This is a genomic window from Paenibacillus sp. OSY-SE (assembly GCF_000283315.1).
GTDB classification, from domain to species: domain Bacteria; phylum Bacillota; class Bacilli; order Paenibacillales; family Paenibacillaceae; genus Paenibacillus_B; species Paenibacillus_B profundus.
This window is the reverse complement of the sequence record NZ_ALKF01000205.1, coordinates 1-22725: the sequence shown is the minus strand read 5'-3', so window position 1 is coordinate 22725 and position 22725 is coordinate 1. Positions and strand designations below refer to the sequence as shown.

At 49.1% G+C, this 22725-nt stretch carries 17 protein-coding genes; 5 read left to right on the top strand and 12 right to left on the bottom strand.

All coding sequences use genetic code 11. The features are described 5' to 3' along the window. Positions 1-61: 61 nt before the first annotated feature. Both A372_RS0131000 and A372_RS0130995 read right to left on the bottom strand, forming a co-directional pair. The gene (locus tag A372_RS0131000; protein ID WP_019424837.1) at positions 62-886 is read right to left on the bottom strand and encodes a hypothetical protein; all 825 of its coding nucleotides are present in this window, start codon (positions 884-886) and stop codon (positions 62-64) included. Positions 887-1016: 130 nt separating this feature from the next. Further along, positions 1017-2993: a sensor domain-containing diguanylate cyclase gene (locus tag A372_RS0130995; RefSeq protein WP_019424836.1), complete on the bottom strand. Its 1977-nt coding sequence runs from the start codon at positions 2991-2993 to the stop codon at positions 1017-1019. A gap of 380 nt (positions 2994-3373) precedes the next feature. Here A372_RS0130995 and rpsD point away from each other — a divergent pair, with 380 nt between their 5' ends. Both rpsD and A372_RS0130985 read left to right on the top strand, forming a co-directional pair. Beyond that, positions 3374-3973: a 30S ribosomal protein S4 gene (rpsD, locus tag A372_RS0130990; protein ID WP_019424835.1), complete on the top strand. Its 600-nt coding sequence runs from the start codon at positions 3374-3376 to the stop codon at positions 3971-3973. 1087 nt (positions 3974-5060) lie between these two features. Further along, positions 5061-8228, top strand: coding sequence for a transglycosylase domain-containing protein (locus tag A372_RS0130985; RefSeq protein ID WP_019424834.1), 3168 nt, complete (start codon positions 5061-5063; stop codon positions 8226-8228). 105 nt (positions 8229-8333) lie between these two features. Here A372_RS0130985 and A372_RS0130980 read toward each other — a convergent pair whose 3' ends face one another. The 6 genes from A372_RS0130980 to acsA all read right to left on the bottom strand — a co-directional run bounded on the left by A372_RS0130980 (position 8334) and on the right by acsA (position 16248). After that, positions 8334-9173, bottom strand: a complete 840-nt coding sequence (locus tag A372_RS0130980) for a PRD domain-containing protein (RefSeq protein WP_019424833.1) — start codon at positions 9171-9173, stop codon at positions 8334-8336. A 60-nt stretch (positions 9174-9233) separates the two neighbouring features. After that, entirely contained in the window at positions 9234-10673 is a 1440-nt protein-coding gene (locus A372_RS0130975; RefSeq protein ID WP_237728716.1) for a PTS transporter subunit EIIC, read from the bottom strand. A 64-nt stretch (positions 10674-10737) separates the two neighbouring features. Next, positions 10738-11595, bottom strand: coding sequence for a carbohydrate ABC transporter permease (locus A372_RS0130970; protein WP_019424831.1), 858 nt, complete (start codon positions 11593-11595; stop codon positions 10738-10740). Between the two features lie 251 nt (positions 11596-11846). Further along, positions 11847-12797: a carbohydrate ABC transporter permease gene (locus A372_RS0130965; RefSeq protein WP_019424830.1), complete on the bottom strand. Its 951-nt coding sequence runs from the start codon at positions 12795-12797 to the stop codon at positions 11847-11849. Positions 12798-12893: 96 nt separating this feature from the next. Continuing rightward, positions 12894-14285, bottom strand: coding sequence for an extracellular solute-binding protein (locus A372_RS0130960; protein ID WP_026011398.1), 1392 nt, complete (start codon positions 14283-14285; stop codon positions 12894-12896). Between the two features lie 238 nt (positions 14286-14523). Beyond that, positions 14524-16248 (bottom strand): acetate--CoA ligase, encoded by a 1725-nt coding sequence (gene acsA / locus A372_RS0130955; RefSeq protein WP_019424828.1) that lies wholly within the window; start codon positions 16246-16248, stop codon positions 14524-14526. 261 nt (positions 16249-16509) lie between these two features. Between acsA and A372_RS0130950 the strand changes: the two genes are divergently transcribed. Together A372_RS0130950 and A372_RS0130945 are read left to right on the top strand one after the other, a co-directional pair. After that, a complete protein-coding gene (locus A372_RS0130950) occupies positions 16510-17142 on the top strand; it encodes a GNAT family N-acetyltransferase (protein WP_019424827.1) in 633 nt (210 codons plus the stop codon). Positions 17143-17468: 326 nt separating this feature from the next. Further along, positions 17469-18656 (top strand): acetoin utilization protein AcuC, encoded by a 1188-nt coding sequence (locus A372_RS0130945; protein ID WP_019424826.1) that lies wholly within the window; start codon positions 17469-17471, stop codon positions 18654-18656. 144 nt (positions 18657-18800) lie between these two features. Here A372_RS0130945 and A372_RS0130940 read toward each other — a convergent pair whose 3' ends face one another. The 4 genes from A372_RS0130940 to A372_RS0130925 all read right to left on the bottom strand — a co-directional run bounded on the left by A372_RS0130940 (position 18801) and on the right by A372_RS0130925 (position 21615). Continuing rightward, positions 18801-19508, bottom strand: a complete 708-nt coding sequence (locus tag A372_RS0130940) for a 5'-methylthioadenosine/adenosylhomocysteine nucleosidase (RefSeq protein ID WP_026011397.1) — start codon at positions 19506-19508, stop codon at positions 18801-18803. Positions 19509-19604: 96 nt separating this feature from the next. Continuing rightward, complete coding sequence (gene ccpA / locus A372_RS0130935) at positions 19605-20615, bottom strand: catabolite control protein A (protein WP_019424824.1); 1011 nt, start codon at positions 20613-20615, stop codon at positions 19605-19607. 122 nt (positions 20616-20737) lie between these two features. Continuing rightward, positions 20738-21073, bottom strand: a complete 336-nt coding sequence (ytxJ, locus tag A372_RS0130930) for a bacillithiol system redox-active protein YtxJ (protein ID WP_019424823.1) — start codon at positions 21071-21073, stop codon at positions 20738-20740. A gap of 80 nt (positions 21074-21153) precedes the next feature. Further along, complete coding sequence (locus A372_RS0130925) at positions 21154-21615, bottom strand: hypothetical protein (protein ID WP_019424822.1); 462 nt, start codon at positions 21613-21615, stop codon at positions 21154-21156. A 420-nt stretch (positions 21616-22035) separates the two neighbouring features. On the opposite strand from A372_RS0130925, the gene A372_RS0130920 reads away from it, so the two are divergent. Beyond that, on the top strand, positions 22036-22560 hold the full coding sequence (locus tag A372_RS0130920) for a type 1 glutamine amidotransferase domain-containing protein (RefSeq protein ID WP_019424821.1): 525 nt from the start codon (positions 22036-22038) through the stop codon (positions 22558-22560). The last annotated feature ends 165 nt before the right edge of the window (positions 22561-22725 follow it).

Below are 22725 nucleotides of genomic sequence, written 5' to 3'. Positions count from 1 at the left end.
TAACATGATGGTACAGGGAAGTCAGCGCATTCGCGAGTACTCGTTATCGCCATATACCCATTTACCGATAGCTGAACCGGGACTTCACATGAATTGTCTCTTTCCTCGGCTGTTCTTGTTCCGTATAAAAAGCGGTAATCCATCCCTCCATATAAGCAGGCAATGATTGGCGCCGCTCCACCCATATCATATATTTCGCTTGCACCTTCGCTGCTTTCAGCCGTTTTTGCAGTTCTTGCCGCCCTTCATGTGCGATAGTCGTCAGCTTCGCCTCAAGTTGTTGCCGCTCACGCTGACTGAGCGATGTCTTCACTTGATTGAGTTGCACATTAGGAATAACTAAGCGGTTGAAGTCTTCTTCAATTTGGGCGGAATAAATGCGTTTGGCGTCTTCGTCGGAAAGTATTACTTCCAGCGGGATCAGATCTTTTGCTTGCATGCCCAGAGCTTCAGGCACCTTCGATGCACCGCTTTCCACAGATGCTCCCTGTGCTGTCACATGAGCTTGTGACAGACGTTCGACCTTCTTCTGCGAAGTCATTCTCAGCTCATCCAGCTGCTTTAGCGGGTTCCATCGTTTCTCGGTCGTCGTGTGTTCCACTTGCGGACTGAGACGCATGTAAATCCCTTTATGCTGCCGAACTTCTCCTTCATAGCGGAACTGCTTCGTGACGATCATGTCTTCTCCAACCCGAAGTTCCGCTTCTCCGTCAAAGCGAAGCTGGTCTTGACCAGCCATCCCGCTTAACGCTCTGTCCAGCAGCACATTCGGTGGCGTCTTTGAGGGCGGGAGACATCCCGTACCCGATGTCACCAACAGAATGGAAGCTAGCGTCAAAATCGTTGCTCGCTTCGTTCTTTCAAATCGAGGAAATCTGTGTAGCATGTGCCTCCACCCTTCATCATTCGTAAAGCTACATTTCTATTGCGCTCTAAACAATTCACGATGTTATGCCGAAATAAGAAAGAGATGGGTCATGACCCATCTCTACTATCGTCTCACACACGATTTGGCTTTATGCATATGAATTGCTGATGCGAATCTGGTTACGCCCGCTGTTCTTCGCTTGATAGAGGGCCATATCGGCACGATAGAACAGCGATTCGACACTGATTTTCTCGTCCTGCCAATTCCACTCCGCAATGCCGCAAGACACGGTAACCTGCGGATTGGTCTCATTTGCGACACGCGAACGAATCCGTTCAGCAACACGTATCGTCTGGCTGACATTGAGCTGAGGCAAATAGATGGCGATTTCTTCTCCGCCCCATCGTGCAGCGATATCCGTTTCACGAATGGAGGTGCGGATAATTTGACTGACTTGATTTAATATTTTATCACCGATTTGGTGTCCATACGTATCATTGATTTGCTTGAAATAATCGATATCTACAATAATGAGCGAACCGCAAAAATCGCTCTTTTGTTGCCGGTCAATTTGTTTGTCCAAATAATGGCGCGCATACAGACCTGTCAGCTGGTCCTTATTCGCCAAATGCTTTACGCGCGCGTGCAGCGTCGCATTGGCGATTGCAAGCCCGATGTGCGTAGCAAGCATTTGCAGCAATTTCAAATTATCATAGGTGAAAAATTGCGGTCGCTTGTCCGCCAGCACAACAATGCCTACCATTTCACCGCTGCCGAACAGAGGGGCGGCAATAACGGAATGGAGGCCAAGCTTCTCAAAAAAATGCATACGTGTCGGCGATTGATCTCTACTGTCGGACACGATAACGGAATCCCGCATCGAATACATATATCCAAATAATCCTTCATCTGACGGGAAATGCGAACCGTCAAATTCGTCCAAGTTGCACGACACAACCTCAAAACGCTTCTTATCATCATTCAACTGCAGCAGCACGCAAAATTCCGCCTTGAATACCCGCAGCAATTCGTGGGTCGCATCATGGAATACATCACGCAAGCGCAAGCTCTGGTTAATTCGTTTGGTCAAATCATTAATAAAACGCAATTCCTGTATCACTTCGTTCGATTGTTCATGCAGCCGCGCGTTCTCAAAGGCAGTGCCTGCCGTTTCGACGATGAGCTGAATCAACTGAATGTCTGACGGATCGGGTGACACCATCGGAAAACTTATCTTAAGCACTCCGTATGAGCCTTGCTTGCCGCACAGGGCGAATGCCACTTCTGTACGTTCGCCTGTATCGGAACGGCGGTAACATAGTTCCCCCTTCATAAAGGCTTCCATGACAATCGGGTCGCTCCACGGCTTGAATAACAGCGTCTTCACTTTCGGATTCACGCTGCTATGATCCTGTGATAAATACACTTCAATGCCAGCTTCCGGCACAAGAAGCTCTACGCTCTTCATAATTTGCGATAAGACCGCATCCACATCGATACGATCATGCATGTGGCGAATAACATGATAAAAGACATCGCGTCGTTTGGATTCGCGCTCCACTGCACGCTGTGTGTAGATAAGTTCTTCAATAAACATATATTCAAATCTGCGATAGAATTGAGCTCGCAGTGTGTGCACCCATACTTCTAACAACGCTTCGGGACTATCGACAGAAGGCTTGTCCAGCCGGCACACAGCGACCGCAAAGCAGTCTTGTCCCAATCGTAACTTCAATGGGCAAGCGGCATAGCGACTGCTGTCTGTTCCTACATACATGACGGTTCGCTTCTCGCGCAGGGAACACTCCGCGGCTTGGCGCGCGTCATCATGATGCTGCAATTCGCAATCGCCGGCAATCCACTTGCCGGTATAGTCGTAAAGCGCTATATCACCCTGAACAACGAGCGAATGCGTGGGCAGATCTTCACGCCAGTCTTCGTATGCAGTCTGCAGCAACGATTCGATATACGGGAAATCATGTACGGTGATATCGCGCTGCAGCAACCAGCCGTCTAGCTCTGGGTGTCGATCACGACGCTCGCAATCGAGTTCGAAAGGATCGTTCGAGTCTTTGACGGTAGTTTCTGATTCAATTTGCTGGTGGTGGAGTTGACGTTCCGTCATCCTCTTCTCCTTCTATAGAAAGGTTAGTCTCCAACTATCATACAATATTTTTCAATTAAAATGTACTAAATCAACATAACCTTCGAAACTTTTTTAGGTCATAAGAACTATGTCGAACGATGCACCCTTTTGCTGAAGATATTTGTCGACGATTGATTTTTGAAGCATGGGCAATTCAAACTTGACATATAGCTGCTTCTTCTTATAATATTATGTGATGTATATGGGAGAAGCTGTTGTGTCACCCTCACGAATTTCATCGCCGGCCGAGCTGCGGCTGAAACCTCGTGTCGGAGCTGCACTTTTTTGCAGCGTTGCATGAAATTCGGCGCAAAGAGACCCCACAATCTAAATTCGATTGAGAAGGAGTCAACTTTAATATGGCACGTTACACAGGTCCTAAATTTAAATTAAGCCGTCGTCTCGGAATCTCTCTGAGCGGCACAGGCAAAGAATTGAAACGCGCGTATCCTCCAGGACAACATGGTCCAGGACAACGCAAGAAATTGAGCGGTTACGGTGTTCAATTGCAAGAAAAGCAGAAGCTCCGCCACATGTACGGCTTGGGCGAGAAGCAATTCCGCAACTTGTTCAACCGCGCAACCAAATTGCCGGGTATCCCGGGTGAGAACTTCATGTTCTTGCTTGAGAGTCGTTTGGACAACTTGGTATACCGTCTTGGTTTCTCCAACTCTCGTGCAGGAGCTCGCCAATTGGTAGCTCACGGTCACGTAACGGTGAACGGCAAGAAGGTCGATATCGCGTCCTACCTCGTATCTACTGGTGACGTTATCGGCTTGCGCGAAAGAAGCCGTGGTTTGAAAGTGATTAAAGAGGCGATCGAAGGCCGCCATCACTTGCCGAACTACTTGGAATTCAATGAAGCTGCTGTAGAAGGCAAATATGTACGTTTGCCTGAACGCGGTGAATTGTCCCAAGACATCGATGAAAAACAAATCGTCGAGTTGTACAGCCGATAAGATTATCGCGTGCAAGACGACAATCGCCATCCTTTGCAGGGTGGCGATTTTTTTTGCGTTATACTAGTGCGCAATGGCATAATTATCTGCTCAGTATCATTCTTGGTCCCCCACATCATACGTGTATCTCGTTAGACCTATGAGGGCAAGTTGCTGAAGTTCGCACCTGGGACGCTTCACGATGAGAAAACCTCTATTGAGGCTTTCGAAGATGAGCGACCGCGTGTATAGGTGGATTTTATCGCCAAAAGGAATGTTTGCTTCGCTTTAACGCTTCACGGAATTATAATATTCCTTAATGTACAAAAGGGGGACTTTTACGAACGACCTTTCATAGGGTTTTCATTCTGTCATCGCGCACAAGAGTCACCGTCACTCTATCCTGCCCGAAGAAGGGATGTCCTTTCGCATCTTCTACCTACCCTCCCCGTCATTCAGATAGTAACTTCCACCGCGGTGTGACCTCTCACATCTTCTATCCACTCTCCCCATCATTCAGATGTCAAACTTCAACCTCGGTGTAACCTTTCTCATCTTCTGCCCACTCCCCCCATCATTCAGATGACACCTTCCACTGCGGTTGTGCACAGCCTCAGAGATTGAGCCAGAGGAGGGAGCCAAGAAGGGCACACTATCATGAACATGTGCATCCTTATTCTGACCAAGAGGGAGGGTGACGCGAAGGAACAATGACGAGATAGCTTGCCTCGATTCAGCGGTTAAAACAAAATGAACGCCTTCAAATACAGGTAGGTAGCTTGACTGTGGAGTTCGCGTTCTCTCATATAGAGACCAATCCGGACGCAGTGAATCCATTCTGCACGGAAGTGCGGCTTCATTCCATGACCATGCTAGTGGTTGGTGTGCTCTGGTGCCGACACATGTGACGCTCGTAATCATCTTTTTACTCCTGCGCTCATCAATTTGCAAGGCTGAATCGGGCCGGAATACGACCTGAAGCATAGGTCATTAGACCTTGTCGCACCGCCTGTTTAACGCCTACAATCCGCTAATAAAAGTGACATCTACCCAATCAAATTTTATGGTATAATGGAAAGCGCTGCAATTATTAAGGAGGAAAAAATGCATGGTTGAGGAGAAATTGACGGAGAATGACGAGCAACCGACGAGGAAAAGGTCGATTGGTCGTCGAATTTGGTCCGTTATAAAGTGGCTCATGCTGTTCGGCCTGCTATGCGGCTTGTTCGTTGGTGGTGCAGGCGCCGGTTACGTCACGTCCTTAGTCAAGGATGAACCGATTCGCCCGCGCGAATTGATTGAGCAGAAAATTCAGGAAAATGCCGTTACGGGCTTTGTCTATTTCAATGACGGCACTCAAATCGGACAACTGCGCACCGAGGAAGACCGACGACCCGTCTCCTTGAATGAAATACCGCAATCCGTCATCGATGCTTTAATCGCAACCGAAGATAATCGCTTCTTCGAACATATGGGCATTGATATTAGAGGTCTATCTCGTGCTGTAATGCAAAAGGTCCTGAGACGACCTGTACAAACAGGAGGCAGTACGCTCACACAGCAATTGGCAAGACGAGTATTTCTTAATTTAGACCGTACCGATAGCCGTAAAGCCAAAGAAATCCTATTATCTTTGCGCATGGAACGCGTCCTGTCTAAGGAAGAAATAATTACAGCCTACTTAAACAAAGTACCGTTTGGAAACGGTTCGACAGGGTATAATCTGTATGGAATTAAAGCGGCAGCCAAAGGAATTTTTAACATTGATAAATTGGATCAACTCAATATTGCACAGTCCGCCTATTTAGCCGGGCTTCCGCAGCTTCCTTCCGCTTATTCCGCGTTCAACGGGAAGGGCGAACCGAACGAGAAAGGGTTAACCCGTGCTATAGAACGCCAGAAATTAGTACTCAAGCGCATGCTGGAGGAACACAAAATTACGCAGCAGCAATATAACGAAGCCGTGGCGTTCGACATTCGCGCCTCGATTGCGAAACCCAAAGAGAAAGCTTATGCTACATACCCTTATCTGATGCTGGAAGCAGAGCGCGCTGCGGCCGAAGTTCTCTTGCTTCAACAAAATCCGGAACTCACCAAAGCGGATCTGCGCAAGCGCGAGAACAACGAGCTGTTGCAGAATGCGCGTGAGCAGCTGCTTCGTGGCGGATATTTGGTCTACACCACGATCGACAAAGACATATACAGCTCAATGAAGCGCGTCTCGAACAATAAGGACAACTTCTCCCCTACTAGCGATACGAAGGGCGAAGAGCAGGTGGCCGCGCTTATGCTCGATCACCGGACCGGGGCCATTCTCGGCATGATTGAAGGCCGTGATTTCTATCTTGAGCAGATGAACTTTGCCACGCAGATGCTGCGTCAGCCGGGTTCTACCATGAAGCCGCTCGCCGCATACTTACCGGCGATTGAAGAAGGCAAGGTGCAGCCTGCCTCAATACTGGACGATGCGCCGATGGTGCTGAAGGACGGCTCGAAGGGCTACCACATCCCGGGCAACGCCACCGGCCGCTATCAAGGGCTAGTGACCGCACGTGATGCGCTAAGCCAATCGCTGAACTTGCCGGCGCTCAATATTTACATTGAGAAGCTCGGCGTGAAGAAGGCGCTTGACTTCGTGCAGAAGCTCGGTATTACAACTATTCAGCCGGAAGACTATTATGCACAGACAGGCGTAATCGGCGGTCTGCGCTATGGGGTTACGGTCGAGGAAATTACCAATGCATTCGGAGTCATCGCGAATGAAGGTGTTTTTAATGACGCTTATTTGATTTCAAAAATTATGGACTCCAAAGGGAATATCGTGTATCAGCACAAGGCAGAGCCGCAAACGGTCGTCTCGAAGCAGAGCGCCTACCTGATGACGGATATGATGAAGTCAGTCATCTCCGGCCCAAGAGGTACGGCCCGACGCGTCAAATCTGAGTTCAATCAATATGGTTCGGTCGAAGTCGCGGCCAAGACCGGTTCGACGCAGAACTATGCGGACACGTGGTTTGTCGGATATACGCCTGACGTCACGATGGGCGTCTGGGTCGGATATGATCAGCCGATTCACGTCTTGAACCGCAGTGCCTATTCACGGTCAACCGAGATCTGGTCAAAAGTGATGAACGAAGTGACGAAGGCAAAACCTGAATTGTTGAAGACAAAGGAATTCAAGCGTCCGGACGGCATCGTAAGCATGACGGTATCCGGATACAGCGGCAAGCTGCCAGACGAATTAACACGTCAAGCCGGCCGCTATGTGACCGATATTTTCAACCGCAAATATATACCGACAGAAAAAGAAGATGTGCTCGTACGGGCGAAATACATCACCTATGACGGTGTGAATTACATTCCGCAGGAGAACACACCAGATGATATGACGCGTGAGAAGGTCGTTATTAAGCGCGAGAAGCCGATTCAAGAGCTTATCGAGGAGTTGAAAAAGGCGCTCGGCCACTTGTCTTCCAGCAGCCGTCGTCGCTCATTATCAAGCTATTTGCCAGAAGATGCCACTTCGGATGCGCCAGCGAAGGTTGACCCGCGCAAAGACGATGGGAAAGCACCTACGGCTCCGGGGAATCTTAATGTGGAAGCACCCGGGGATGGGACGGTGCGCATCAGCTTCTCCCCAAGCGGCAGTTCTGACGTCGTCGGTTATAGGCTGTATCGCTCGTTAAACGGCGGAGCGTTCCAGCGCGCTGAAGGAACGGTGCTGACAGGCGATGAGACGCGGTTCAAAAATTACGTATCTTCAGGCAAGCAATACGGGTTCTACGTGACCGCTGTTGATGTCGGCGGCCATGAGTCCACACCGTCAGCGACTGTTCAATGGGGAGACGGCGTGCCTATCGAGCCGAACAATCCTCCCGAACAGACCGGTCAGGGAGAGGGTGTGCCTGATACTACCGATCCGACGCAGACCGATGACGGAGAGACGTCTGACAACAGCGGATCGACAGACAATAGCAGCGATTCCACCGGTACCGAAGAACCACCGGCAGCAGCCGGACCTCCGGGCACACCGGGTGGACTCCAATCCTCGTTGACGGACATGGGGGTAAAGCTTTCTTGGAAAGCTTCCTCCAACAATCCAAGCGAGTACCGTGTTTATTTCAGTTCGAGCAGCAGCGGCACCTTTGAGCATATCGGTTCTTCTCCAACACCAGGGTTCGAACTGATTACAATGACGCCTGAAGGCTGGTATCGAGTATCCGCAGTGAACGGTGCTGGAGAATCCGAACCAACCGCTTCTGTCAAAGTTCAGTAACGGAAGATTGATTCCCTTACACAGAGCAAGAGGACAGGGTGCAATTTGCAGCCCTGTCCTCTTTTTTTATTGAGGTTGTTCAAAAACCCCCTTTTGATCTCGCACTTATATAACAAAATTCTGACGTTGAACCAATCGTTCCAGATGCATTGTCAGAAATCCGATCTCCTCCGCAGGCACGGGCTTCTTCAGTCCGTCCGCAATCGCTCCAGCCAGCATGATTGCTTGTTCGTACGCATCTTCATATTCCTCGCGAATCTGAACCAGCAGTGAATTATTCAAGGTCTTTCCTGCCTTCACTCTGTCAATCAACCCTTTTACATGTCCGATAAACAGTATGGTAGAAAGGGATTCATCAAAACGGATGCCTATCTTTTTGCCTTCTTCCAGCACCTTAGAAATGATCTTGATTTCAGAAACGGCATGTCCGCCCTTCTCGCTCCGTCTTGCCCCGTGAAAATGCATCGCGAGAAAGGCTACCTCATCAGGCGGCAGCTCGACCTCAAGCTGCTCGTTCAAATAATCAATCGCATGCTCCGCAACGCGATATTCATCCCGGTATAAATGCTGAATTTCAAACGTGAACGGATTGCGAATGAAGAGACCGCGCTTCGTACGCTCAATCGCCAAATTAATATGGTCCACTAACGCAGAGTGAATCGTTTCGGAGAAATCGCCCTCCAAATGCCCTTGAGCAAAGGCGATCACTTCCTCTACGACTCCGATAATCTTGAAATCAACAGCATTCAATATATGCTCATAGTGTTCCAGAACTGCAGAGGTTTGCAACAAAAATTCCTGTTTGATGTCAGCCTCATTGACGGGCATGCCCGGTTTTCTCTGGAATCCGATCCCCTTGCCAAAAGCGATGGAGTTCTTACCCGTTGACAGCTTGGTCATGACAACGTTATGAGATAGGATATGAACAATTTTACGTTCAATCATTTGATTCCCCCTCCATCTAATCCAAGAAACGTCCACCCCACTCTATGCCACTCCTATGCACTACCCATTGATATATGCGGCTACGCCAAGTCTTTGCTCTATTTTTTCACGCAAAATATCGGAATCGGTTCCCATAATAATATGAACATGTCCTTTCGCTACCCGCATGAATCCAAATGCTCCCAACATCAATAGTCCCGCTTCATCCACTTTCGCATCGTCCCACAGCTGCAGCCTCAGTCTAGTAATACAGGCATCCACTGAACGAATGTTGCTCATCCCACCGACACAACCGATAATTTGCTCGAGCTTGCTCTCCAGCTCATCAGACAGCAGTCCTGTCGGCTGAACCGCTTCATGCAGCGCTGTCTCGCGTCTTCCTGGCGTCTGTAGATGAAATACTTTAATGGCAAGGGAAGCCACGGTGTAATACAGCCCGAAGTAAATGAGCCCCAACAAGAGGAGCAGCCACATATGGCGACCATTCGTCCACGTGATGACCATATCGATAAACCCGGCCGAAAATCCGAAGCCTGCCCGAATATCAAGCCAGGCTGTCAGCATCATTGCAACCCCAGTGAACACTGCATGGATGGCATACAACAAAGGAACGGTCAGCATGAAGGCAAATTCCAGCGGCTCGGTAATGCCCGTCAAAAAACTCGTTAACGATGCGGTGAGCATAATCGATGCGATGCGCTTGCGTTCCTCTCGATGTGCCGCGTGGACGATGGCCATAGCGTAGCCTGGAAGTCCGAACATCATGACAGGGAAGAAGCCTGCCATAAAGAGACCGGCCGTCGGGTCGCCCGCGTGGAATCTCCACATATCGCCACGAATGATGCTGCCTGCTGTATTCGTGAATTCGCCAAGTTGAAACCATGCGATATTGTTCAAAATATGGTGCAGTCCCGTTGGGATGAGCAAGCGGTTCAATATGCCGTAAATCCCCGCCCCCCATTCACTGGACGTCATCGCCCCCGTGCCCACTTCTCGGATCAATTGCTGCACTGAAGGCCAGATGAAGCCCACTCCGACCCCGACGACGACCATGATGAGCGAAGTAATGAGCGGAACAAACCTTTTTCCGCCGAAAAATCCTAAGGCCTCCGGCAGTTTAACCTGATGAAATCGTTGATACAGCCATGCGGCAAGTCCGCCGCAAAGCATGCCCCCAAGCACGCCAGTATCGAGCTCTGCAGCGGCCCCTGTCTCGAAATGCTTCAGCACATTTGTAAATACGAAATAGCCTACCGCCGCCGCCAACGCAGCCACACCTTGACCGGAAGTCAATCCAATCGCCACGCCGATGGCAAAAAAAATGGGCAAGTTCCCAAAAATGGCATCGCCCCCTAACTTGCAGACGCTGGCAACCGCCGCAAGCCAAGGGGTCTCAAATTGAAATTCTCCGATTCGAACCAAGATCGACGCCGCGGGAAGTACTGCAATCGGTATCATGAGCGAACGCCCGATCTGCTGCATATAAGACATCAATCTCATGCTCCGCACCTACTTTAAGAGGTTGTTCAATAAGTCCCCTTTTGATCTCGCACTTTAGTTCACATTATTTCACAGCTCCCGCCATCATGCCGCTCGTAATCTGTCTTTGGAAAATCGTATATAAGATTAGAACCGGTACGATGGACAACAGCAGTCCTGCAAACAAGGCTCCCCACTCCGTGCGGTATTGCATTTCGGCTTGCATGACCGCAATACCGACAGGAATGGTATACTTGCCAGGATCGTTCACAAGCACTGTACCGATAATATATTCGTTCCAAATGTTCAATACGTTCATCATGCCAACCGAAATAATTCCCGGCTTGGCGAGCGGAAGCATGATGCGAAAAAACACGCCGTAATGGGAGCTTCCATCGATCGAAGCCGCTTCATCCAATTCTTTGGGCAGCGATTTGAAAAATCCGACGAGCACAAATATGCCGAAAGGTAAATTAATCGCTGTATAAACGAGACTAAGACCAAACAACGAATTATCTAGCCCTAGATCCGATAACAGGAAAAACAATGGAATCAATCCTAATATAAGTGGAATCATCATGCTGGCTAAGTAGAGGTTATATAGGGCAAGGCTGCCGCGAAACGGAAAACGCGCAATGATGTAAGAGGTTGTCGATGCCAACAATAACGCCAGCACCGTACTCACAGTCGTCACCAGGAGAGAATTCATAAAGTACGTTCCTAAATTGTAATTGTTCCAAACGTTCGCGAAGTTGTCCCAGCGAAACGGCCAGTCCGGCAGGCTCCACGGTGCTTTGAGCATAAATTGTTGATTGCTCTTCAACGAGCCGAGAACGGTCCATATAAGCGGATATATGACGCAGACGCTCCACACCGCCATCAATGCGTAAAGCAACCAACGGATGACTGGGTTGTTGCGCTTATGCTGCCATGCAGATTGCATATAGGTCCCCCCTTCTGTACGCTTATTATTAGAGGTTGTTCAAAAAGCCCCCTTTTGATCACGAAGCATCCCAAGATCACATTCGGCATCGAATCTTGCATTCACTCTCGAAGTCCGGTGCTCATGTAGTCTCGCCTACACTCCGCTCCTCTTTCTTCGTGTTCTTGCAACCTTCTCGGTGCTGAAAAGCGACCTTTTTGAACGCTTATTATTTGAGGTTGTTCAAAAAGCCCCCTTTTGATCACGAAGCATCAAGCTAATTCCACCATATCTCTGCGCATGAGGCGCTGCAAAGCCAAAGTCGTAATTAATGACAAAATAAGAATAAGGACGCCGATAGCGGAAGCATAGCCGAAGTGGTATTGACGGAATCCCATCTGATATAAGTAGGAGCCCATTACCTGTGTCGAATTATCCGGTCCCCCTTCCGTCATCATCCATACGATCACGAAGGAGCCGTTCAGCGTCGTCATGACGACCCACAAGATCGAGACTTTAATCTGCTCCCATGCAAGCGGCATCGTAATCCGACAAAATTGCTGCCACTCTTGCGCGCCATCGATGCTCGCCGCCTCGTACAAATCTTTTGGAATGTTCAATATTGCCGCGATGACGAGAACCATAACAAATCCAATTCCTGCCCAAATCGAGGGCGGCAGAAGCATCCATATTGCAAGCTTTGTATCGCCGAGCCATGGCGTCTGCACGTTCTCGCTCGTAAATAAGGATAGAAATGAATTCAAAAATCCGATACTCGGATTGTAAATGTAATTCCACAGCACCCCGATGACAACTACGGATAATATGTTCGGAATAAAAAAGACAGATCGGAAAAATACGGTTCCACGCAGCCGAAACCTCGTCAATACGACGGCGAACAATACACCAAGTCCGACAATGCCGATCACTTTCCAAAACACGAGGAAGTAGTCATTTACAATCGCTGTGCCGATAATCGGATCATTCAGCATCTCTTTATAATTGTCGAATCCGATGAAGTTTTTCGTCTCTGAGCCGCCGGACCAATCGGTAAAGCTGAAGTAGAGCCCGTGAAAGATCGGATATATCATAAATAAGCAAAAAAACAGCAGCGTCGGTACGGTGAACACGAACATGAACATGTTTCGTTTCTTCTTCCAAGTGAAACCGCGGGGCGCTTCCGGCTTAACCGGCACGCCTAGAACAGGTGGCGTACTGTTCACGTGTGTCTCCCTCCATTTCACATTGTATTGGGAAGGATGCATGCGGCGAATGGCCACACACATCCGTTTCTTTGCGCATACGCCTCATCTTTACCGTTATTTCCGCACCTTCGCTGCCGCTTTCTCCATTCGATCCATCCATTCTTCTGGCGTAATGCTGTCGGTCATAAGCGCGAGCGTAGAATCTTGCTTCACCTTGTCGACATCCGCATTCAGCTGCACGTAAGGCGCTACGATCGTATTGTCAGAACCATAAAATTTCATCGCTGACTTCACGAGGGCGCTTGCATTGGAATTGTCGAGATCTGCCTTCAGATTGCCGAGAGCTCCGGTCTGTTCCGCCCATGTAATAGCTGACTGCTTCGTGAACAAAAATTCCAGGAAGGCTTTCGCCGCCGCAGGATTTTTCGCTTTCTTCGCAATGCCGACCGTTGCTGTAAACGGTATCGCAATATGTTTGCCGCCTGCTGGCTGTGTAATCGAAGGTATGAAACCGAATTCAAAACCTTGCGGCACATCTTTCTGCATTTCATTTTCTAACCAGAGACCGTTCGGTATAAATGCATTCTTATGCTGGAGGAATAGCATCTGCGAGTCGATGTGATTGATCGGTGCTGAGGCTGGATCAATGATGCCGGCATCCCTTATTTGCACCATTTGCGCCAACGCTTTCTTTACGGGGTCACTCTTGAAGATACCTTCTTTTAATGCTGCCATATCGAGTAAAATCGACGTATCGTCATTGTTGTTCACGACAAACGCCGAATCCAGAATGCCACCGTGGAAATAGTACGGATATTTCCCTGTGTAGATGAGCGGCGCATTCACTTTGCCGGAATCTTTAATCTTCTTCGACTCGCTCAAGAAGCTGTCGAAATCTTTCGGCTCGGTCCACCCATTATCGGCAAATAGCTTTTTGTCGTAGAACACACCCCAAGAACCAAACACGAATGGAAGCGTGTAAATTTTACCGTCGTATTCAATCGGCTTCAACAGAAGCTCATCCTTAATGATATTGTCATCCGCGTTTTTGGCATCCTTATAATAATCGGTTAAATCCATCAATTGATCGTCAAGCACCATTTGCGTCGCATTCGATCCCGCACCATCAATGTATACGAAATCAGGAGGGTTGCCTTGAATCCAGCGTGGTTTCATCTGATCATTGATTTTAGAACCAGCCGATTCCTTAATTTTCACGTTCGGGTATTTCTTTTGGAATTCCGCCAAAATCATCTTCCAGCCTTGATCGCCGTAGCCGCCTACAAAATATTGGATTTCAAAATCGCCCGACACTTCATCATTGCCTTGATCGGTGTTCTCCTGCTTCGACTCCTCTTTCTGCATGGTCTCCGTGCCGCTGCCGTTGCTGCTCGCCGTTTCATTCGTCTTGCTGCCGGAATTGCAACCTGCTGCCATCATCACGACCAGCACGCATATGATGAGCAGCCTCAGGGAGTTGCCCCAAGTGGGACGCTTTGCGTTCATATCGATTACCCCTCTCCAAATTGGAAGTAAAGCAAGCGAAAACAGCGGAACGACAAAAAGGGCATACGTTAAGAAGGCAGTCACATAGCGACTGAACTTCCATAACGAATGCCCTTGCGGTAACATGTTATGTCCATTCTTCTGTACTTGTCGTTTCGCGTTGCAAATTCGCTTCGCTACTGGGATAATATCCCACAATTATGAATTTGTCAACACTTTATAGAACGAGTGCGGAACATTAATCTTCAATCGTAGACAGGTCTCCGGTCGGCAGGCTCAGCTCCCATGCCTTCAGCACACGGCGCATTATCTTACCAGAACGTGTCTTTGGCAATTTGTCCTTGAACTCGATTTCCCGCGGTGCGGAATGAGCGGACAGCCCCTGTTTGACGAATTGGGCAATCTCCGCTTTGAGCTCGTCGGAAGGCGTATACCCTTCGCGCAAGGAAATGAATGCCTTGATGATCTCCCCGCGAATCGGATCCGGCTTGCCGATGACACCGGCTTCCGCCACAGCTGGGTGCTCCACCAGCTTGCTCTCGACATCGAATGGACCGACTCGTTCTCCAGACGTGTTGATGACGTCATCGACACGACCCTGGAACCAGAAGTAGCCTTCTTCATCCATATACGCGGAATCCCCGGAGATGTACCAGCCGGAGAAGCGGAAATATTCTTCGTACTTGGCTGGGTTGTTCCATACTTTGCGCATCATCGCCGGCCATGGCGTGCGAATCGCCAGGTTGCCCATGCGATATGGCGGCAGCACGTTGCCTCGATCGTCGAGAATAGCCGCTTCGATCCCCGGCACAGGACGCCCCATCGAGCCCGGCTTGATAGGCATGGCAGGATAATTGCATATCATATGCGCGCCCGTTTCCGTCATCCACCACGTGTCGTGAATGCGATGGTTGTATGCTTTCATCCCCCAGCGCACCACTTCCGGATTCAGTGGCTCGCCTACGGACAACACATGGCGCAGGCTGGACAAGTCGAAGTTCGCGATGACGTCGTTGCCAGCGCTCATCAGCATGCGGAAAGCGGTAGGCGCGCTGTACCACACCGTCACTTTATATTTTTCAATCGTGCCGTACCAGTCCTGAGGACTGAAGCGCCCGCCGCGAACGACGTTAGTGACGCCGTTCAGCCATGGGGAGAAGATGCCGTAGGCCGTGCCTGTGACCCAACCTGGATCGCCCGTACACCAGTAGATGTCATCCTCCTTGAGATCCAACACGATCTTCCCTGAATAAGCTTGTTGAATCATCGCATTCTGGACATGATAGACACCCTTCGGCTTGCCAGTCGAACCGGATGTATAATGCATAATAAGGCCGTCTTCCCGCTCCAGCCATTCGATGTCCGCTTCTTCCACTGCATCGGCCATCTCAGCATGGAAATCAATCAGTCCGTCGCCGGTCTGCACATCGTTGCCGACCACGATAACATGTTTCAATTGGGGCAGTTCCTCGCGCTTCACACGTTGAAGCAGCGTTGACGTCGTGACGATCGCTACCGCGCCGCTGTCCTCCAGCCGATCTTTGACGGCAGTCTCCATAAATGCCTCGAATAATGGCCCTACAACCGCCCCCACCTTCAATACGCCCATAAAGCTAAAATACAGCTCTGGCGTGCGCGGCATAAAGATAAAGACGCGGTCACCCTTCTGGATGCCGTGTTTACGCAATACATTCGCGAATTGATTCGTCTTGCGGCGCATGTCATCGTATGTGTATGATTCATCCCGCTCCGCATCGCTGTAATGAAGCGCCACCTTGTCTCCGCGTCCATTCGCGGCATGGCGATCGATCGCTTCATACGCCATGTTTACTTTTCCCGTGTCATACCAAGAGAATTGCTTCTCCACGTCTTCCCAATTAAAATTTCCTGCCCAATTTTCATAGCTCTGCATATTCGGGTTACTTGCTGATGCAGCAATGATTTCTCCTTGCACGTTACTCATAGTCGTTTCATCCTCCTATTTCTTTCCCTTCTTTATTGGTCGCTTCAGCCATCAGACGATTTCAGACGATGCAATAAAACCGCTTTCAGAAAGCTGTAATTCCAAGGACGATGATGTCGTTCGTGCTGTCAAGGGGAGATTCCATGAATTTTATGGCAAAATTATTATATCACATGCAAACCTTTTCGCCTATTCTTTTCCTTTTCAAAGCACCCTTTTTTTGCTATAACGATAGGATAGAGACGAAAGGAGCTGCTAGGTGTGGAACATCGAAAATGTTATCACGCGCAAATCATTCCTCATGAGGAACGCATCGTTGTGGTTGAAGGACCCATTCAGCCTGAGGCGCTGCGCACCTTAAGCATGCATGCCGATTTGAACGCGTTCCGAAGGCCGAAAGAACAGCATCAGGCGCTCATCGAAATTGCGGAACTGCCAGAAGGGCGCATCATTATTGCACGTGACGGACAGACGATCGTAGGCTATGTCACGTTTCATTATCCCGATGAGCTGGAACGTTGGTCCGAAGGAAATATGGAAGATTTAATCGAGCTCGGCGCCATCGAAGTGGCAAATGACTATCGTTCTCTAGGATTAGGCAAAAAGCTCATCATCACCGCATTTGAAGATGATCAATTGGAAAGCTATATCGTATTTACGACCGAATATTATTGGCATTGGGATATGGAAGGTACGGGGTTGAGCGTATGGGACTACCGAAAAATGATGGAAAAGCTGATGCAGTCGGTCGAGATGATATGGTATGCGACTGACGATCCCGAGATTTGTGCCCACCCTGCCAACTGTTTGATGGTACGTATCGGAAAGGACGTGCCGCTCGATTCAAAGGAACAGTTCGATCGCGTCCGTTTTAGACAACGGTTCATGTATTAGAGGTTGTTCAAAAATCCCCCTTTTGATCACGAAGCATCTCAAGATGTTATTCGGCGTCGAATCTTGCATTCACCCTCAAGAGCTTATTCTTCCGGAGTATGTTTCCTTTGGAAACATTTCAGGTGCTCATGTAGCCTCATCTACACTCCGCTCCTCCTTATAAGTTTTGCGGAGCAAAACCCACTTCGGAAGCATACGCTTCGGGTTCTTGCAACCTTTTCGGTGCTGAAAAGTGGCCTTTTTGAACACGCACTACTAATTGTGTTGCATGCGTTTTTGCGCTTAGAACTGCCTCTATTAGTTTGTATGAGAGGGATGGATATCAGATGTCAGGAAATGCTCTATACTTCATGCACAATGATTCCCTCCGCTATCGCTTTCACGCCGATCATCCATTCGATCAGCAGCGGGTCGTGATGACGAACGACCTTCTCTATCATGCCGGAGCTTTGCACGAAGCGCAAATTATCCGGCCCAAGGGAACCCTCGCTGAGTGGGAGCGATGGCTGGGATTAATTCACCGTGATGATTATATTGAAACGGTGAGGCGGCTCAGTGACCCTCGTCCCCATCTGGAGTGGACGTCACGGGCAGATAAATACGGGCTGCATACAGAAGATACCCCCTACTTCCCCGGAATGCATGACGCCGCTTGCGCCATTGTAGGAGGTTCTATCGCGGCATGTGATGCAGTTATGTCGGGACAAGCCGCACACGCCCTTCATTTGGGCGGAGGGCTTCACCATGCGTTTGGGGAGAAAGGCGCAGGCTTCTGCGTCTACAACGACGCCTCCGTTGCCATAGCCTGGCTGCGCAAGCATTATGGCGCGCGCATCCTATATATCGATACGGATGCTCACCATGGAGACGGTGTGCAATGGTCGTTCTATACGGACCCGGATGTCTTTACTTACTCTATTCACGAAACGGGAAAATATTTATTTCCCGGGACCGGCTTCGTGCATGAGCGCGGGGCGGGAGAGGGATTCGGCGCCTGCGTCAATGTTCCGTTGGAACCGTATACAGAGGACGAATCGTGGCTGCAATGCTTCAGGGAGACCATTCAACAGGTTGCCCGCTCGTTCAAGCCCGATATGATCGTCAGTCAGCACGGCTGCGACGCACATGCGCTGGATCCGCTGTCACACATGCACTGCAGCATGCGGATTTACGCGGAGATGCCGCGACTCATCCATCAGCTGGCGCACGAGCATTGCGACGGAAGATGGGTCGCTCTTGGCGGCGGCGGCTACGAAATATGGCAAGTCGTTCCGCGCGCGTGGAGCCTGCTCTGGTTAGAAATGAACGAAGACCCGCTGCGGCTGCTGTTAGAGAATGAACCACTGCGCCAATTGCCTGTCCCGTGGGTCACCCATTGGTCACAGAAATCTCCTATGCCCCTGCCGGGGACATGGCTTGATGACGTCGAGAGCTGGGTCCCAATGCCTAGACGGAACTTCATTGAGGAGCGCAATGCTCATGTGAAGAATCTGGCGCTGGAATATGTGCGCTAGAACTGACTCGAGAATGAAGTCCTTCAACTACCAGCGGGATTGAAATAGGCCGTTGACATACGCTTGCTCCATCCTTCTCTACGAGGAAGGCTATGAGATGCGCAATATCAACGGCCTGCTAGTTGTAAAGTTCAATTGCTCGTGTTACACGACGATTTCCTTGACCATGCTTTCCACAATTCGATAAGAATGCTCAGAAGCCTCAACCGTAAATTCTGCAAAATTCACATGCGCTGAGCCGTCTGCTTTATCTGACATAGAGCGAATGACGACAAACGGAACTTGGTTAATAAAGCATGCTTGCGCTACAGCCGCGCCTTCCATTTCCGTGCACGCGGCACCTTCGAACGTCTCGTACAGCTCCCGCACCTTATCCCGGCTCGCGATAAATTGATCGCCCGACAAAATCAAGCCCGTCTGGTAGCGGCCTGGGAAATGCTCCTCACATACGCGTTCAGCCAACTGCATCAGCTTCGGGTCAGCCGCAAATTGCGACGTCTCCTGGAACGGTATGACACCTGGCGCAAACCCCAGCGCCGTCACATCCATATCATGATGCATGCACGCCGTTGAAATGACGATATCCCCGATGTTCAGCTCTGGATGAACCGCACCGGCTACTCCGGTGAACAGCACCGTCTTCGTGTGAAAGCGGTCGATGAGAACTTGTGTCGTAATGGCTGCATTAACCTTCCCTACTCCGGACTTGCAAATGACGACGCGCTTGCCAAATAGACTGCCTTGAAAATAACGCAGCCCTGCCACTTGAATTTCCTCAATCGGTTGCGCGGCTTTCAGCAGCAATTCAATTTCTTCGTCCATGGCGCCGATAATGCCAATGGCAGCTTCCATTGCCATACCCATTCCTCCTCTTATGTCTCGATAAATACATGCTCACACAAAAAGCCCCATCGTCCTGGGGCTTCTGTCCTGCAACTAGGCAGTGTGCTATTCGTTCACTTGGCTTACCGACAGACGAAGAATCGTCTCATGCGGCAAGATGACGCGTGAATTGTCTACGTTCTCTTTCTTCATCAACTTCGTTAATAAACGCATGGCTACGGCACCAATATCATACATTGGCTGTGCAACTGTAGTCAGTTGCGGACGTACCATGGAGGCCATACGAATATTATCGACACTAATGACGGAGAAATCATCCGGCACCTTCAGGTTGGCATCTTGAATACAGTGGATTGCACCGATGGCCATCTCATCTGTTGCCGCAAAAATGGCAGTCGGGCGCTTCTTCAAGCCAAGGAAATACTTCATCGCTTCGACACCGGATTCATAACGATAGTTACCGATTCGAACCAAGTCTTCCTTATACTCGATTCCTGCACCTTCCAGTGCTTTCTTGTACCCTTGGAACCGGGCAAATCCGTTAGCCGGATCTTGAAGCGTGCCGCTAATCATCGCAATATCACGATGGCCGTGGCGAATAAGTGTATTCACCGCGTCAAAAGCCGCCGCCTCATGATCGATATCGACTGACGGAATAATACCATTCTCATCTGTCGTTGCACAAAGCACAATTGGCACGGATGCGGTGCGGAAGGCCTGAATGTGGTCTTCCGTGACAACGCCGCCCATAAATAAGAGCCCGTCCACTTGTTTCTCCAAGAGCGTATTGATAACACGTATTTCCTTATCCTTCTTCTTATCCGCGTTGCACAAAATGATATTGTAATGATACATATTCGCAATATCTTCAATACCGCGCGCGACTTCAGCAAAGATGGAATTGGAAATGTCAGGAATGACGACCCCAACGGTCGTCGTCTTCTTGCTCGCAAGTCCGCGTGCGACCGCATTCGGGCGATAACCTAAACGTTCAATCGCTTCGTACACTTTTTTACGCGTTTGCGGCTTCACGTTCGGATTGTTATTCACAACCCGGGAAACGGTGGCCATTGAGACGCCCGCTTCTCTCGCTACATCATAAATAGTTACCGTCACGATCCTTCTCTCCAATTACCGAAAATTTAATGCGAACATACATATTACATTCAATGATACGATATTTTCAGAAAATTCGCAATGTCACGGCCAAAACCGCCTTGATTTACCATAACTTACCTTTACATTGTCAAAACAGACTCCAACTTGTCGTATCGGATCGCATTATGTGAAGCGTGCCAAGCGACTTCGCCATTCTTTAGTACAAGCACTTGAGGGGACTCATGCTTGATGCCGAGCTTCTCTGCACAAGCTAGGGACACATCACGGTTCTCCACGACGAGTATACGCCCGAACCCTACGCCCTTATTTCCATAGTCCTCCTCCACCTTCGCCATTTCTTCATCCGCCTGCGCGCTTATCGGACAGCGCGTGCTGTGCTTGAATAAGACTACGATTTGCTGTGAAGACAAATCGATGGCTTCCTGCAAATTTTCCAAGGAACTGACAGCTTTCATGCTTACCTCCTCCTGCTAACAATTTATCCGCTTACTTGAAAACAGCCAATCTGTATTCAAACTGATATCTATGGAACCTCTTAACTTATTTTAACCCTATATGGCTGTAAACTAAAACATGTAACTTGTTTTAATCTGCGCTGAAGGTCCATCATCCAGATTGTATCGTTGCATGTCTTCGCGATCAGATACAGATCAAGCAGTTGGTTGACGCGTTCATCCATCCGGCGTTCGAACACCGGCACCATATCGTCGCAACCGTCTTCTTCCACACATTCTGCCAGGACGCTGGATAATTCATGAACTTCATCAAATGACACCACGAGCGGTCCGTGCTGGGTGATATGCGAGTTGGCAGCGATTAGGCTCATACGATTTCGAATGAGTTCTGCAATCTCTTTCTTAACGAGCGACAGCAGTTCAGAACGTTCACAACTCGTACAAGTAAATACAGGAACACGGTGAATATGCACCGAACGCGCGTGTACAACGGTTCGTAGCGTTAAATCCATATAATGACCACAGGTACAACGTTTATACATACGGTCCACCCCTAATTTTTCATGTTTTTGATGATGTTAATGAAGTTCGAACCCTAATGCTATAGCCTCTTACGCGTTATGATTAACGTATATTTCGACTTTGTCTTTCATTCTCCTTCTATGCAAAAAGATGTATTTTTTTACACAACTAGAAACCAACTGGAATGACAAAACATTTTTAACAATGATATAAATCACAATATTCTGATCGCTTTTAAATAAACATGTTAATTTTCATGACATTATGGTTAAATAGAAAGTAGAACGAACAACCCATACACGAGCAATGTAACCTATTGAAACCATCGTAGGTCATATATCGGAAAGACTCAATACACATCATTTGGGAAATAGGAACGGCTTATTGCGAAGTTGGGTAATAAGCTTCTCTGTACAAGATACGAAGGAGGGACAACATTCATGCGTTTAAGCGGAAAGCGAATCATCTCTTTTGTGGATGAAGAATTTGAAGATTTAGAATTGTGGTATCCGATATACCGCGCCCGTGAAGAAGGTGCTGAAGTGCATCTGGTCGGAGACGAGCCTGGTAAGACTTACATCGGGAAATATGGCGTGCCAGCAACTTCTAATTACGCATTTAAAGATGTCGATGCCAGCACCTACGACGGTCTGCTCGTTCCAGGAGGCTGGGCTCCCGATAAGCTGCGCCGCTATGAGGATGCATTGAACATCGTCAGACAGATGAACGAGGCTGATAAGCCGATCGGACAGATTTGTCATGCAGGCTGGGTTCTTATCTCTGCTAAAATTTTGCAAGGCCGTACGGTAACGTCGACTCCCGGCATTCGGGACGATATGGAAAATGCAGGCGCAACGTGGCTCGATCAAGAGGTCGTTATCGACGGCAACTTGGTATCTGCGCGCAGACCGCCGGATCTGGCAGCCTACGGCAAAGCGTTTTGTGATAAGATGGCAGAGAAATAGACTCGTAATAACAGGCCGAACCGGTGTCAGTACCGGAGGTTGAAAATGAAACAAATACGGGTGAAGGGTATGCGCTGGATAGACCTGGCGATCGCCTTTGAATCCGAGTCATCCCCGCATAGTCTCATCTCAATGACTTGGATTCAACAGCGACGGAAGCGGATA